The sequence below is a fragment of the Clostridium drakei genome, assembly GCF_000633595.2.
GTDB lineage: Bacteria > Bacillota > Clostridia > Clostridiales > Clostridiaceae > Clostridium_AM > Clostridium_AM drakei.
Genome location: NZ_JIBU02000042.1, coordinates 1 through 15,571, shown reverse-complemented (window position 1 = coordinate 15,571; position 15,571 = coordinate 1). Strand labels below are relative to the sequence as shown.

Below are 15,571 nucleotides of genomic sequence, written 5' to 3'. Positions count from 1 at the left end.
GTATTCTTTCCTTACCTAAAACTATTATGGATATAGTAGTACAAACTAAAACATTTAAAGTTGTACTAATTAAATTTAATTGTAATATATGTGACTTACTAAACTTCTTAATTAGCATTGCAACAATTAAACTTAATAACATGGTTATAGGAATAAAAATACCTGTATTTATTCTCATTTCAAGCCATTCATTTTGAAAAGTTAAAATAGAAATAAGCATGCCCCATATGAAACTATTATATAGTAATCTAAAGATTTTCATATTGCTTCCTCCTAAAAATAAAGGATACGGAAGTATTCTTCCGTACCCCTCTAATTAACATTACTCAGCTAGTCTAAATATTACAGTTACCTTGGTTCCATCTTTAGGAAGTACATCCTTTTTACCATAAAATTTTACATTTTTTAAAGCTTCAACTTCACCTGCTTTATAAGCTGCATTACTTACAATTCCTGTAGCACAACTGTCTAGACATAGCACACATCCTGTGTTATTTTTATTTGCTCTATCAATATTTCCACCAAATCTAAAATCCATTGCTCTTAATGGTAAATCATTCCCCTTATAATCAGTTGATTTGATTACATCGCCAAATGGTATCTCTTTTCCAAGACCATCCCATGTAACAAAAACGTTAACCTTTGAACCTTCTATGCTCTTTGCTCCTTTTTTCATATCTTCAGCAGTTAAATTGTTTCCTGGCTTTGCTCCTAATGACATCATTGCTTCATAGAATTTTTTCTCATCAGCTAATCCTCTTAGTATAGATTTTTCTCCATTTTTACCACCCTTATATACTACTGCATGTCTTGTACCTTCTGTGAAATACTTTCCATTCACTTCTGCCTGCATTTTTATTTCCTTCTTGTCTTTATTAACAGTCATTGTTTCTTCCTTCGTTGATGGTTTACTTTCTTGTGACTGCTGCTGTTTATTTGAACATCCTGCTAACACCATTCCGAGAAGCAATATTGAAGCGGCAATTGATATAATTTTTTTCATTTTTTGTTCCTCCCATTATAATCCTTAAATTTCTTTAATATGCTCACTTATTCTAATTAATTAACTTAAAATTATTTCTCATTGATATTTACTAATTTTGACCATTTGCTTTACTTTTTAAACCTTTAATTGATATTTTCTTTTTCATAAAATAAGAAAATATCGTAAGCAATACTAATACTATTACTGCTCCAAAAAATTCTAATGAAAATACGTTTCCTGATTTATCTCCTAAATTTGTATACACCCAAACTCCTGGAACTATGCCAATAAATGTAGCAAATGCAAAATCTTTATACTTTATCTTTGAAAGTCCTGCACCATAACTTATTACATCAAAAGGCACCAAAGGTACAAGTCTTAATATAAGTATAAATAAAAAACCTTTCTTTTCAATACCATCTTCAAACCATTCCGCCTTACCTTTGATAAGCTTTTCAACCAATCCTCTTCCAAATATTCTTGAAATAAAAAACGATAACGTTCCTCCACATACAGCTCCAATAATAGTATAAAGCGTTCCTATACCTACACCAAAAATCATCCCCCCTGCTATTGCTAAAACTGCATCTGGAAATAGTGTCAGAGGAATTATAGTAAACATAATTATGTAGATAATAGGAGCAAGCATTCCAAAAGAGCTAATATAATTTTTCATACTCTGTGGAGTGCAATTTTCCAATGCTCTTGATGATTTACACAAATACATTACTAAAACAATTATTATAGCCATTAAAGCTATGCCAATATATTTTTTATTAATTTTGTGCATCATTAATCCTCCTATCTAATTATCCAACCCCATTCTACAGAAAATTCTTATTTCTTTCAAATACAAAAAAACTATACACATTTGTCCAACTATAAATAAAAATTATAGTTAAAATAACTCCAAAATTAATTTCCTTTGTGTTCCAAAATTTGTTTACATTTATATCTTGATGTCCAATTCTGTAAAAAACTTTTCTTTAAAATTGGTATATCTGAATTAGTAGTATAATTATCATCAAACATTAAATCCAGTATGTGAAAAGATCTTTTTCCACCAATAGCCATAGCTTCCCTGCAGCTTGCACAATACGTTATTACATAATCTCCTAAATTTCCTGCACTTTTCTTTATAACTTCTTGAGAAAGTTTGGGATTTGCAGGTACAACCATTCCTCCAAAACCACAGCATCTAGTATTTTCTCTAGAATACTCTGTTTCTTTAAACTTATATCCCAATTCATTTATAATCCACCTTACACCTTCATGTATATCTGAATTATTTCTTGTAGGACATGCATCATGAACACTGAAAGTAATATTACTATTTTTACCTTTTCCTTTCATTTCATCATATAGTCCTAGTTCAGGAATAACAGTCCATAGAGATCTTACTTTTTGTTTAGGACTAAATTGAGACATTGTACTATAACAATTTTCACAAGCAGTTATTACTTCTTCAGCACCAAGTTTATCAATCTCCTCCTGAAGTTCTGAATACCTTTGATGAAACTTTTCTTCTTGTCCTAATGATAATGTTGGTTTACCACAACATTTTAATATTGCACCTGTTCCAGGAAGTTTTTCCTGCAAATATTCTAAGGTTTTTCCTACAAGTTCCGGCCTGTACGATGATAAGCTGCAGCCTGGAATAAATACCCTTTTTGTATACCCTGCCTTTATATCTGGTATGGAAGTATTAAACATTTTAGAAAAGCTAAAGGCTTGATGAAATTCTATACTTTTATGTCCCTTAATTGGGGATATTCCTTCGTTATGCCTTATATGTTCTTTTCTCATATCAACAAATAATTCTTCAAGCTTTAATCCTTTTGGACATACCTTAGTACAAGTACCACAAGTATTACAAGAATATGGAATATTGGGATCAGTATTTACCCTATTTATATCTATATCAAAAAACTTCTTAGGATTAATTTTAAAATTGCTTAGCATTTCACATTCTTTAACACAAGCTTTACAGTTAATACAGCTTTCTGAAAACTCTTTAGCTTTATTATTAAAATCATCTGAATATGTAAATTTACTCATACGGCCTCCCAGATTTTGTATCTATTTTAATATACACTCTATATTATTAAAATTTATTTCCATTTTAGTTAAAAATAATTTTTTAATAAGTCTTTCATAAAATCTAAATCTAAATATTCTTTTATTTTATTATAAGTATCCATATTTTTAATTTCCTTATCTTCCTTTTGGTATTCCAAATATGCATATGCACACCAAGATAACGCTCTTAAATAAAGAAATGGAGTATATAGGTTCACTCTTTCTCTTATACTATTATCTTTTAAATTACTTATATATACTTTAAAAAATTCTTCTTTTTCTTCTTCTTTTAATATACGATCTGTTTTCCACAAAGTAGTAGTTGGTGCTAAAAATTGTGTTAAATCCTGGCAAGGATCACTTATTACAGGCTTCTCCCAATCTATAAGGTAAGACTTTTCTTTTCCAATTATAAAATTACCAGAATTCACTTCAGTGTTATTGATAACATGCCACTTATTTTCTAAAAAATATTTTTCTTCATACCTATTTTTTTCAGCCCAATTAATAAATATATCAAAAAAATTTTTAAGATACAAAGGTATTTTAGAAGATTGAAAAAAGTCTCTAAGTAATTTTTGAGATTCATTTATTCTTGCAGAAAATATATTATCTTCTACAATAAAATTCTTAAGACCATTTCCATTTGCATCTATAGAATGTATCTTAGCAAATATTTTTGCTGCAGAATTTAAGTCTTTATCATATCGTAAGGGCTTTCCTTCAAGAAATTCCATTACTAATATTCCATAATCCAAATCTTTTTTACTATCATCTAAATAATAAACCTTTGGTGTTACACTGCTTGCCTCCAAATTTTTTAAAGCTTCATACTCATATTTTATTTGGTTTTCTAATCCAAGCTGACTGCCCGTATTTACTCTAAAAACATACTTTTTATTAGAGCCTTCAAGTGCAAAATTAATATTATATTCTCCTTGAGCTAAAAACTTTACATTATAATCTTCTCCAATATTAAGTTTTTCATTTAAATTGCTGTATTTTAAATAGTCATAAATTTTATTATTTAATATATCTTTTAGCACTAGGAACATCTCCCCATTTATTTTCTATAAAGTTTACTGTATTATAAGGTAATAGCTTTGTATTAAATTCTCCTCTTTTTACTCTTTTAATAAGATCTTCAATATCTTCTTTTTCATCTATATCATTAAGCTTTGTTGTAAGACCTACATTATATCTTAAGTTATTAGCTATTGCTAAAGTAGCTTCAAATACAGACTTATTTCCCCACTTCAAATTATTATTAAAAATCTCCTTACAGTTTTTTTTCATGCCAATTAAATAATAACCACCATCATTAGTTGGTCCCAAGCAAATATCATTATTTTCAAGCTCATCATAAGCTTTACTAATATCTTCAGGTTGAAGAGATGGTATATCCGATCCAATTAATATTACCTTTGAATATCCCTTATTTAAAAGTTTTTCAATTGCATTATTCATCCTATCTCCTAAATCATCTCCTTCTTGTGGAAAACTATCTATAAAGCTTGGAATAATATGGTCTATTAAACAAAAGGATTTTTCGGGAGTGTAAGTTATGTATATATCTACTGTTTTTCTAATCTTATTAAGCATTTTAAATAAGTCCAAAAGAAAGCATTTCTGTAGCTGTGCACATTCTGTGCCTGTAAAAATTTTCATTAATCGTGTCTTTGTCATGCCTGCAATTGGCACTCTAGTCATAAGTATAAGAGCATTCATTACTTTATCTCACATCCTTATAAATTTTAGCTAATTTATCTGTAGGTGTTCCTAACAAGTATAATAATTTTATTTTATGCATCAATAAATGGGTTTTTAATTGTCCTCCATTTTTAAATCTTCTAGCTGAAGTACCTATGGTGGTATTAATAAGTTTTAGTTTACCCATCTTTTTCATCAAAAGTGAAAGTTCCCAATCTTCCATTATCTCTTGCCTAGGATATCCTCCTATTCCTTCAAATACATCTCTTCTAATAAAAATCCCTTGATCACCAAAGTACAATCCTAAATATTTAGCTCTGAGATTGGAAGTTGTTGATATATACTTCATAAACAATGTATCATAATCATAAAACTTTAATGAAAATCCTCCACCAACATATTTTTCATCTATAGCTAGCTGAATTTTTTCAATAGAAGCCTCACTAATAATTGAATCTAAATGAACAAACCAAAGTATATTTCCTCTGGTCTTTGCAGCACCTTTATTCATCTGATTTGCTCTTCCTTTTTCACTTAAGACTACCTTAGCAAATCTCTTTGCAATCTGTCTTGTATTGTCATTACTTCCACCATCTACTACAATAATTTCTTTATCACCCTTCAATCTATTAAATTGAATCAAACTTTTTTCAATATTTTTCTCTTCATTTAATACAGGAATTATAATCGATACCATAATCATCACCATCATTAACATTTTTCAATCTTCATTATGAAAATTAAAGTTTAAATAATTACTTTTCTTTGTCAGTCATTGAATAAAAAATTCCTTTTGAAAAATTTATATTAAGCTTCACATTTTCACCTATATTAAATTTCATATGCTTATTGGATATTACCTTGAAATCATTTTCTTCAGCTTCAACTATATAGTGAATTTTATCTCCTAAGTATCTTTTCTTTTTTATAATGCCATGTATAACATCAGTAAAGTTACTTTCTTCATTTTTAGATAAAAGCTGTATATCTTCTGGCTTTATCATAATTTCACCATTTTCTTTAGAAAATACTTCTATTTGAAAATTTCCAAGTTCACAATGAAATATTCCATTGTCAACATAACCTGCTATATGATTTTTTTCTCCTAAAAAATCTGCAACTAATGGATCTACAGGTTTTTCATAAATATTTTCTGGAGTATCAAACTGTTTTATATTTCCATTCATCATTATTGCAATTTTATCTGACATCATTAGAGCTTCCTCTTTATCATGAGTAACCAAAACAGTAGTTATTCTAAGTCTCTTTTGTATATCTAATACTAGTTCTCTCATTTCATCTCTCAATCTCATGTCTAAGCTTGAAAAAGGTTCATCTAACAAAAGAACTTTAGGTTCAACTGCCAAGGCTCTACCTAATGCAACTCTCTGCCTTTGACCTCCTGACAATTCTTTGGGATATCTTTTTTCCAAACCCTGGAGTTTTAATAAATTTATTATTTCTGTAACCTTGTTGTCTTTAATATGCTTTTTTACACCAGCCATTTTAAGACCAAAACCAATATTATCCTCTGTGTTTAAATGAGGAAATAGCAAATGATCTTGAAATACAATTACTATCTTTCGTTTTTCTGGTGGTACATTTAAAACAGAATACTTATCTATAATTATATCTCCACTATCAGGCTCCATAAGTCCAGCAATAATTTTTAATGTAGTACTTTTTCCACATCCAGATTCACCTAAAAGAGATATTATTTCACCATCATCTATGAAAAAATTTATATTTTTTAATACTTTTGTTTCATTAAACCTTTTATTTATATCTTTTACTTGTAACTTAGCCATATGTTCTCTCCTAAATATAAAAATGATTTTCTATTGCATAGTAAGCTTTAACTTTTTTCTCCATTATAACTAAAAGTATTAAAGTAGTAACTATAAATACAATACTATAGCAAGCTGCTATGGTTCTATCTCCACTTTGAATGAATGGAAACATAATCATAGAGAAGGTTATAACATTTCCTCCTCCTATAATAAAGGTTAGAAAGTACTGGCTTAAGGATACTATAAATACTAAACCTGCTGCAGATATTATACCTGGAGATATTAAGGGTAAAGTTACATAAAAAAAAGTCTGCAGCTTACTTGCTCCTAATGTTCTAGCTTGAAATTCCATAGATTCACCTAAAATTTCAAATACATCAGTGAGTATCCTTATGCCATAAGGCAAACATGGTATTAAGTGTACTAAAACTACACCTAAGAATGTGTTTGCAAGTCCAATTTTTATAAAGAGCACCTGAATACCAATCCCAACTGCAACTGGTGATATAATAAGAGGTAAAAGTACAAGAAGTTTAAAAAAACCTTTTCCTTTAAATTCATATAAGCCTAAAGCTCTAGCAGCTGGTATACTTATTATTAGAGTGATTACAGTAACTACAAAAGATAAAAAAATACTATATAAAAGTATTTTAGTAGAATTACTATAACCAATTAAAAAGTAACTTATTCCTCTTAAGCTATACTCTCTAGGTACAATATACGGCCAAGGCCATCTTTTACTAAATCCCCATAATAGCAAAACTATTAATGGCAAAACAATTAAAAAGACAGCCAAATAAATAACAATATTAAAAGCAATATTTTTCTTCATAAATACTTTCACTCCTGTATAAAATCAAAGCTTAAAACTTTACATATTTCTACAAATCAAACTAAGGGTTTTATCATAAATCCATACTATTATTATGGAAATAAAAGCAAGAATAACATTTAAAGCCATTGCATAAGGCCTATTAGAAATATCAGGATTTGAATATTCTATAAAAGCTTTTATTGGTAAAGTTTTAGGTGTTGTAGGTCCAAGCAAGTATGGAACTTCAAACGCACCAAATGAAAATGCAAATATAATAATAAAAGAAGATATAATTGAAGGCCATGATAAAGGAAGTATAATGTACCAGAAACGCTGTCTTCTGCTAGCCCCTAAATTCACAGCTACCTCCTCAAGATTTCTATTTATGTTGCTCATAAATGCATACACTACCATAGCTACAAATGGTATCTCCTTCCAAAGATAAGTCATTATAATTCCAATACCATATCTATCAAAAATTAAATTTGGAAAATGTGATTGTTCCTTTAACATACCAAGTCCATATAAAATTCTAGGAAACAGTCCACTTTGAGATAGAATATTGAACATTAAAAAAGAAGCAACCATATGAGGTACTATTATAGGAAGTATGTACAACGTTTTTTCTATACTTACTCTATGCTTATTAATAAGCATAGAGTAAGCAAGTACTACACCAACTATAACTGCTGCGATTGATGAAATCAATGAAATTTTCAAGCTAAATATTAAAGATTGCAAAAAGCTTTTATCAGCAATTATAGAAATATAATACTTAAATGTTAATTCCTTAATACCAATAATAGGCATATAGCCTAAACTTTGTGCTAAAGCCATTATTATGCCAGATGCCAATATTCCAAATAAAACAACCGTAGCTGGCAGAAGTAATATATAAGGCTTAACCCATCTTTTCATTTTGCAATGTCCCCCTTTAAGTATTTATCAAAAATTTACTACTACTTATCTCCTGGAATTTGTTCTAACCAAATCTTTTCTATAATAGGTACCAACTGCGCTGGAACTTCAGGAATTCTATGACTCAATAATGTTTCCTGAGGTATTACTCCTTCTCCAACTTTAGTTTCTTCAAACTTCTTTTTTTCATCTGCTGAAAGTTTACTGTTATCCAAAACTGGTAAATCTCCCCAACCTTCTGGATCATATTTTGATGCTTGTGCTTCAACAGTAATTATTGCATTTATAACAGCCATTGCCCCTGATTTATTAGGTGCATTATATGGTATTGCTAAAAAATGAGTGTTCCCTATAGTTCCCTTATTAAATATAAAACTCTTTGTAGCTTTTGGATACTCACCACTCTTTACCTTACCAGGTATTGAATTTGGATTATAAGACATACTCATAAATAATTGATTATCTGCGTACATGTTATCTAATTGAGCTATTGTAGATGGATAAGTTTTTCCATTATTCCACAAGTAAGGCTTTAACTGCTTTAGATAATCCATAGCTGGTTGAATTACTTTCTCCACTGATGCCTTATCTGGTTTTACATTAGCTATCTTATCATATCCAACAGTGTCATATATAATATTTCTTACAAAAGCACTTCCCGTAAAGTCAGGAGGTGCAGAATATGTAAATTTGCCTGGGTTTTCTTTTGCAAATTGCAATAATTCCTGTGCACTTGCAGGTATTTTTGATACCTTATTTCCATTGTACACCATTACAAATTGTGCTTTTCCATAAGGTACTTCATATCCTTCCACAGAATATCCAAAATCAGATTTTACTTCTATAGAATTTTTATCTATATATTTATTAAAATTAGGTAATTTTTCTGCAAAAGGTCCATAAAGTATTCCTGCTTGTTTTGCTGTATAAAAGTTTTCTCCATTAATCCAAACTACATCGATAGTTCCTTTTTTATTATTTGCCTGTTTATCTCCAATTAATTTATTTAATATATCCTCAATATTCATAGGAACTCTTTTTAAAGTTATATCATATTTATCTTTTAACATTTTAGCTAAATAATCATCAATCCATGAATTTGTTGTTTTGCTTCCACCCCAGCCATAAAAATTAACAGTTGTTCCTTTAGCTTCTTTTAATATGGTATCCCAACTTTTATTTATTGCATCATCAGTTGAATTTTTCTTTTGAGTACATCCAAAAGAAACTAAGGATAACATAAAAATCATAAGCAATGCCAATATCTTTCTCACATTTTAACCTCCCTTATTAAATATATAGATTTCTCTAAAAATCCATATTATTATATCATATGTAAATAAAATAATACCCAAAAATAAGTATTACCTATATTTAAACGTTTTACTATAACATTTTATTATTTAAGCCTTCTCCAAGCTTCAAATACAATTTTATTAAAATCTTCTCTATCTCTTATGCCAGTTGGAATATTTATTTTTGTTGAACTTAATTTACTATTGTCAATCTTAAGATATCCTTTACCTAAATCAATTTTACTTGAAACCACATACTCATGTTTATTTTTAAAAATTTCTGGATTTGTAACATACACTGCTGATACAATATCCCAATTATAAAATCCCCAAACTCCAAAAGTTTTGTGTACATAATTATACCAAGGTTCTATATTTCTTGCTATAAATTCATATATACGATGATCACTTTGTGATTTCAGTTTACTTAGCTCTTTTTCTCCAAAAAAAGCTTGAAGACAGGTATTACCAGTTAATATAGTTATATCACTGTTAGAATTCAACACTTCATATACAGCTGTAGGATCGCAAGAAAAGTTTAATTCATCTAAATTCACACCATTTATTATAAGAGGCTTTGTTATTCCCCCCATCAAAACTATCTCTTTTAGATTGCTAAAAAAATTATTATCTAATTCATATGCACCATACAAATTAGTTAGTGATCCTGTTGCAAGCAAAGTAATTTCTCCAGGATTTTTCGATGCTTCTTTTGCTAAAAATTTTGCTGCATCACTTATTCTATATTGTGATGATCCAGCACCTTTTATCAAAGGTACATTTGTTATATCTAAAAAATTAAGCATATTCTTTGTATTTTCAAAAACTTCATCAACAGAACTATTCCCATAGGTTGTTGTTATACCTTTTAGATCTATATCCTGACTCCCAAGTAAATACAAAATTACAAGTCCATCATCTACATCTCTACCTGGTAGTCCCATAGTGTTATCACAATCATACAATAATTTTTTCATAAATAACGTACTCCTTTTTCAAAAGTTCTATTTAATATTAATTTATATAAAAAAAGGCTTTCCCAAAATAAAAATATAATATATTAAGATTTTAATTTAAAGACTTAATATATTATATAAAAGTTACTTTAGGATAACCCTTTTTACATATGAATTATTCCATTGTTTGTTGTATTTTATTTATAACATCCACTCTTTCAGTACCTAAAATACCAGCTAATTTTGTTGGCATGAATCCATTTTTATAGACTCTATCGCCATTGGCATTTATTATAGCTATAATAGTTTTTTCTAATTCCTCATAACTTAATAAACCCTCAAAATACGTATCAACTAAATCTTTCAATTTACTTGCTAATTCTTTTGGATTTTTATAACTTGCTCTCATTTCTAATATACTCCTATGTGCTAAAATTATTTTGATATAAACATAAGATATTATACTGTATTTAATTAATTATTGCAAATGTATATATTTTACACTAATTTAGATAAATATTACTTTTTCAATTTATTGCTTAAGGAATAAATTGCTATATATAAATCTCTTGAATTGTAAATTTAAATCTGTTATTATATTCACATAGAACAAAAATTTATTTTGCAGCTTTAGTTATAGTTAATAACTTTGTAAAATTATTAACTTATAATTCTAAATTTAGATTTTAAAATATGTTTTCTGAGGTATTCGTTAAGCTCTTATTTTGAACCTACATTTTTATTTAGGGAGTCCGATAAGTTAAATGTGGAAATGTACCTTTTTGTGAGTCCTCTTATGGCATTTAAGGCGATTGAATCGTTTATGCTGACACCCACCTATCGTTAGATAGGAATCAAAATTGGAGTACCGATATTTTGGATATATATTTAGACATTTAAAAACCAATGCTTTAAAGTTAAGCATTGGCTTTTAAATTATTATCATTAATTTAAGCTCTAATTATTATTAAGCTGATTTAACAAACTTAATAATTTATTAGCATACTCCTTATCTGAAGCCCATTTACCATTTCCAAGGTCTTCAATACTAGTAGCACAACCTCTTTGCACAAGCTTAAATCTTGGATCAATTAATAATTCTCCATCTGGTAATGTATTTTTGCTGCTGTATGCAAACAAGTGCTGAATATGACATTTAACTCCCTCATCTTCGGTAGAAAAACTCAAAGCTTGTCCTCTTCCATTGTTATCTAAGGCTCCCAAACCTGCGTAATTATTCATATTTAATGTAGTTATTGAAGTATCAGAATATTTTAAAAAATTTGTTTCCAAACACATCTGTACCCATGCACATTCCAACCTTATTCCATAAATATCACAATATTTCTTATAAATATTAGCCAAATAAGGAGCATTAGGATTTCTTTTTCTTAAAAATTTTTCACATTGTTCTACTGATACTTGTGATTGTCCCATTATAGGCGTTATTGAATTATTATTTTCATAATTGTTTGTATCTTGATATTCATTTGAATTTTCATTATTATCTTTATTAGTATCAGAAATTCCATTTCCTTTACTATTGTTTATGATATCACTATTATTTATACTAGCAGTAGTATTTGATTTTAATAAAGTTTGTAGTGTTGAATCTGCAATAACCCCTTGTCCACCAATAACATTAATTTCTCCTATATATTTTTCATTTTCATCTAAGAAATCTTTAAATTCATTTATATTATCTTCATCAATAAAAAACAATGGACTTTTATCTCCTCCTGCCAATGGACTTATACACAAACCATCAGCAAAAGCTTTACTTGATGCTAAATAAACCTTATTCAGCTTCATTTTATCCTTAAAAGAATTATATACTTGAATATTTGTATCAACCTTATTATATCCTAAAGTTCTTATATGTTTTCCTCCTAAATGCTGTTCAATATTATTTAGAAAATCATAGTCATCTTTTTCCCCTATAATATTATAACTATGATTTGTGTTATCTATATTATTTTTAACTACATCTGGAACACCATCTTTATTAGTAAAAATTATAGGACTATGAGATATAGTAGCTATTGGACTAATTGCTAATGCATTCCTCCAATCTTCCCCATTTACCACATAAATAGAGTTGTTAGGATTTGTTATGTGACTTGCTACTTTTACTGCTGTTTCATATCTATCTTGGCCTGCAATTCTTTCCTCAATAGATATACCCATATTTTCTAGTTGTTCTTCAACATTTTTAGATATTAGGCTTGGACCACCCAAAATAAATACTTTTTTAACTCTTAATTTATTTAATTTGTCTACTATTATATCTGGAATATTATCCTTTCCTGTAAGTAGTATTGGTGCTTTGTATTTATCTGCTAATGGTGATGACACAACAGCATCTGCATACATTTCACTATTAACCAAAATTGCATAATCACTTTTAGTCCAACCAGAATCTGCTATACTACTGCAAGTTTCAAAACGATCTTGTCCCGCTATCCTATTTAATTTTATATCACTAGCAAAGGTTTTAGATGTAAATAGTAAACATGTACTAGAAGTTATCAACAATGCTAGTAAGTGTTTTTTTAGTATTGCCATCTTGTGCTCCTTTCAAATTGTACTTTACATTTTAACTTTATTACTTATTTTAAAATAATACTTCACTATATTTCATATTCTACACTATAATTCATATTTTTTCAAACTATACCACTAACAATTTATTATATATTTTTTAAATTAATTAAAATCACTATAATATTTCATTATGACAAAAAACTCAAAAATAGCTATATTGTCAATATTAATTATCAGTATATACTTTTTTATTAAGATCATTAGATCAAACAAGCAAAAAAATTAACACCAATAATTTGTGATATAATAAATATGGAGAAATCTTTTGAAATTCAGGAGAATAACAATGAACTACATAATATTTGATTTAGAATTTAATCAAAGTTTAAATTCTAAAAAAGAAAACAAAAATTTAACAAATTTAAAATGTCCTTTTGAAATAATTCAAATTGGTGCTGTAAAGCTTGATGAAAATTTCCAGGTTATTTCTACCATTGACAAATTAGTGAAACCTAAATTATATACTGTTATGAATCCTTTTGTAGAAGAAATGACAGGCATTAAAATAGATATATTAAATAAAGAACAATCCTTTAAAGAAGTTTATAAAGATTTTTTGGAGTTTATAGGAAATAATCAAAGTATATTATGCGTATGGGGTGCTTGTGATATAAAAGAATTATTTAGAAATATAGAATACCATAATTTAGATGCAAGCTCAATTTCAAAGAATTATATTAATATTCAGTGGTATGCATCTAAATATCTTAACTATCCAAAAGGAACCAGTATTGGACTTAAAAATGCTGCTGAATTATTAAACATTAATATTGAAAACAAATTTCATAATGCCCTTAATGACGCTTATTATACAGCAGAAGTTTTTAAGAAAATTCCTAAAAAAAATGTAACCATTATAAAATATGACATAAATAAAAATATGAGACGTGTTAGAAACACTCCTAAAGAAAACATACTTGATATCTCTAAACTAATTAAACAATTTGAAAAAATGTTTAATAGAAAAATGTCTGATGAAGAACAAAAAATTATTAAACTAGCTTATATGATGGGAAAAACTCGACAATTTGAAATTCCATATTCCAATGACTTAAAGCATTAATCATATTCTTTTGTTTAATAAAAATTTCATCTAATAATAAAGACATTTTATACTCAAAAACATATCTTTTACAAATGAATATATATGTAATTTGCAATAGTGAATAAAAATAAGCTTACAAAACTATAAATGTTAAACTTACTTAAATATAATTTATTTTTTTTATCTTCATTTTCATTTATAAATATTTTATATGAAATAAGGCTTGCTAGTGAGGCTATTAGTGTTCCCATTCCTCCTATATTGACTCCTAAAAGAACCTCTTTCCAATTTTTAGTAAATCCTGCTAACAATACCGAACACGGAACATTACTTATAAATTGACTAAACACTATAGATGAAAAATAAGGCATATCTTTTATTTGTAAAAAATTATTTAAATATGCTTGAATACTTTTTATACTAGATATATTCCCAATAAATACAAAAAAGCATATAAACGTAAATAATAAAAAATAATCTACTTCTTTTATAAGATGTTTATCCATAAGAAATACGCCTATTATTACAATCAAAAATGTATACTTATAGTTTACAATTCCAAATACAGAAAAGATCACAATCAAAAAAATGATTAAATATATGCTAGTCCTCTTTTTGTCTTCTATATCTACGTTTTCAATACATAATTGAAGATTTTTTTTAGGTATTCTTATATTCAATAAGATAAGCCAAAACATGCCTATAATCACAAATGGTATTGTTATTGAAAAAAATTGGAAACTGCTCAAATTATAATGAGTGAATAAAAACAAATTTTGTGGATTTCCCATAGGTGTAAGACTACTACCTATATTAGCTGCTAAAGTTTGAAGTATTATTGTTTTCATTGGATCAAATTTTACCTTTTTAAAAGTAAGCATAGCCAAAGGAACAAAAGTAAGTAATGCAACATCATTTGTTACCAACATAGAAGCAAAGAAAGTTATTAGAATAAATATCAAGGAAATCATTCTAGTATTTTTACACTTTGATAAAACTATAACTGCAATTTTATCCATAAACTTCAGCTCTTTTAAAGCAGAAATTATTATCATCAAATTAAAAAGAAGTACAATAACCTTAAAATTTATATATGATATTTTGGGATTAGCAAAAAAAGAAGTAAAAATTGAAAGTACTAATGATATACAAAATACCTTCTCCATCTTTAATTTCTCAATTATTCTATAAATATTTTGTGAACTTAATCTTAAGTTTTCCATAAATATATTATCCTGTCCTCTCTTGTAAAAATGTTTTAATATATCACCATTCATTATAATATATCTTTTTCAGCATAGATACAATAGTATAATTTAAAAATATTACGACGCAAAGGTGCAGTGGAAGTTTGGATTTTAACTTTTACTCCGTG

The 15,571-nt window shown here is 27.7% G+C and carries 15 protein-coding genes and 1 other RNA gene; 2 read left to right on the top strand and 14 right to left on the bottom strand.

What is annotated here, in order from left to right:
- Positions 1–322: 322 nt before the first annotated feature.
- The 12 genes from EG57_RS0219040 to EG57_RS0218985 all read right to left on the bottom strand — a co-directional run bounded on the left by EG57_RS0219040 (position 323) and on the right by EG57_RS0218985 (position 10,956).
- Positions 323–1,003, bottom strand: a complete 681-nt coding sequence (locus EG57_RS0219040; protein ID WP_084572271.1) for a YdjY domain-containing protein — start codon at positions 1,001–1,003, stop codon at positions 323–325.
- A gap of 91 nt (positions 1,004–1,094) precedes the next feature.
- Positions 1,095–1,775, bottom strand: a complete 681-nt coding sequence (locus tag EG57_RS0219035) for a TVP38/TMEM64 family protein (protein ID WP_032078723.1) — start codon at positions 1,773–1,775, stop codon at positions 1,095–1,097.
- 125 nt (positions 1,776–1,900) lie between these two features.
- Positions 1,901–3,043, bottom strand: coding sequence for a (Fe-S)-binding protein (locus EG57_RS0219030; protein ID WP_032078722.1), 1,143 nt, complete (start codon positions 3,041–3,043; stop codon positions 1,901–1,903).
- Positions 3,044–3,111: 68 nt separating this feature from the next.
- Complete coding sequence (locus EG57_RS0219025) at positions 3,112–4,110, bottom strand: phosphotransferase (protein WP_032078721.1); 999 nt, start codon at positions 4,108–4,110, stop codon at positions 3,112–3,114.
- Positions 4,088–4,792: a TIGR04282 family arsenosugar biosynthesis glycosyltransferase gene (locus tag EG57_RS0219020; protein ID WP_032078720.1), complete on the bottom strand. Its 705-nt coding sequence runs from the start codon at positions 4,790–4,792 to the stop codon at positions 4,088–4,090. Before EG57_RS0219020 ends, EG57_RS0219025 begins: the two co-directional genes overlap by 23 nt.
- 4 nt (positions 4,793–4,796) lie before the next feature.
- Complete coding sequence (locus tag EG57_RS0219015) at positions 4,797–5,471, bottom strand: TIGR04283 family arsenosugar biosynthesis glycosyltransferase (protein ID WP_200880579.1); 675 nt, start codon at positions 5,469–5,471, stop codon at positions 4,797–4,799.
- Between the two features lie 58 nt (positions 5,472–5,529).
- On the bottom strand, positions 5,530–6,582 hold the full coding sequence (locus tag EG57_RS0219010) for an ABC transporter ATP-binding protein (protein WP_032078719.1): 1,053 nt from the start codon (positions 6,580–6,582) through the stop codon (positions 5,530–5,532).
- A gap of 10 nt (positions 6,583–6,592) precedes the next feature.
- On the bottom strand, positions 6,593–7,396 hold the full coding sequence (locus tag EG57_RS0219005) for an ABC transporter permease (protein WP_032078718.1): 804 nt from the start codon (positions 7,394–7,396) through the stop codon (positions 6,593–6,595).
- Positions 7,397–7,435: 39 nt separating this feature from the next.
- Positions 7,436–8,296: an ABC transporter permease gene (locus EG57_RS0219000; protein WP_032078717.1), complete on the bottom strand. Its 861-nt coding sequence runs from the start codon at positions 8,294–8,296 to the stop codon at positions 7,436–7,438.
- A gap of 41 nt (positions 8,297–8,337) precedes the next feature.
- Positions 8,338–9,570, bottom strand: coding sequence for an ABC transporter substrate-binding protein (locus tag EG57_RS0218995; RefSeq protein ID WP_032078716.1), 1,233 nt, complete (start codon positions 9,568–9,570; stop codon positions 8,338–8,340).
- Between the two features lie 125 nt (positions 9,571–9,695).
- On the bottom strand, positions 9,696–10,568 hold the full coding sequence (locus EG57_RS0218990; RefSeq protein ID WP_032078715.1) for a nucleoside hydrolase: 873 nt from the start codon (positions 10,566–10,568) through the stop codon (positions 9,696–9,698).
- Between the two features lie 154 nt (positions 10,569–10,722).
- Positions 10,723–10,956 (bottom strand): TIGR04540 family protein, encoded by a 234-nt coding sequence (locus tag EG57_RS0218985; protein ID WP_032078714.1) that lies wholly within the window; start codon positions 10,954–10,956, stop codon positions 10,723–10,725.
- Between the two features lie 285 nt (positions 10,957–11,241).
- Between EG57_RS0218985 and ssrS the strand changes: the two genes are divergently transcribed.
- Positions 11,242–11,434: non-coding RNA, 6S RNA (gene ssrS / locus EG57_RS25975), on the top strand.
- Positions 11,435–11,504: 70 nt separating this feature from the next.
- On the opposite strand, the gene EG57_RS0218980 is transcribed toward ssrS, so the two are convergent.
- A complete protein-coding gene (locus EG57_RS0218980; protein ID WP_032078713.1) occupies positions 11,505–13,112 on the bottom strand; it encodes a cell wall-binding repeat-containing protein in 1,608 nt (535 codons plus the stop codon).
- Positions 13,113–13,437: 325 nt separating this feature from the next.
- Between EG57_RS0218980 and EG57_RS0218975 the strand changes: the two genes are divergently transcribed.
- Positions 13,438–14,214 carry a 3'-5' exonuclease gene (locus EG57_RS0218975; protein ID WP_032078712.1) on the top strand — a complete coding sequence of 259 codons (777 nt, stop codon included), beginning with the start codon at positions 13,438–13,440 and terminating at the stop codon, positions 14,212–14,214.
- A gap of 68 nt (positions 14,215–14,282) precedes the next feature.
- On the opposite strand, the gene EG57_RS0218970 is transcribed toward EG57_RS0218975, so the two are convergent.
- Entirely contained in the window at positions 14,283–15,419 is a 1,137-nt protein-coding gene (locus EG57_RS0218970; protein WP_032078737.1) for an SLC13 family permease, read from the bottom strand.
- Positions 15,420–15,571 lie beyond the last annotated feature (152 nt).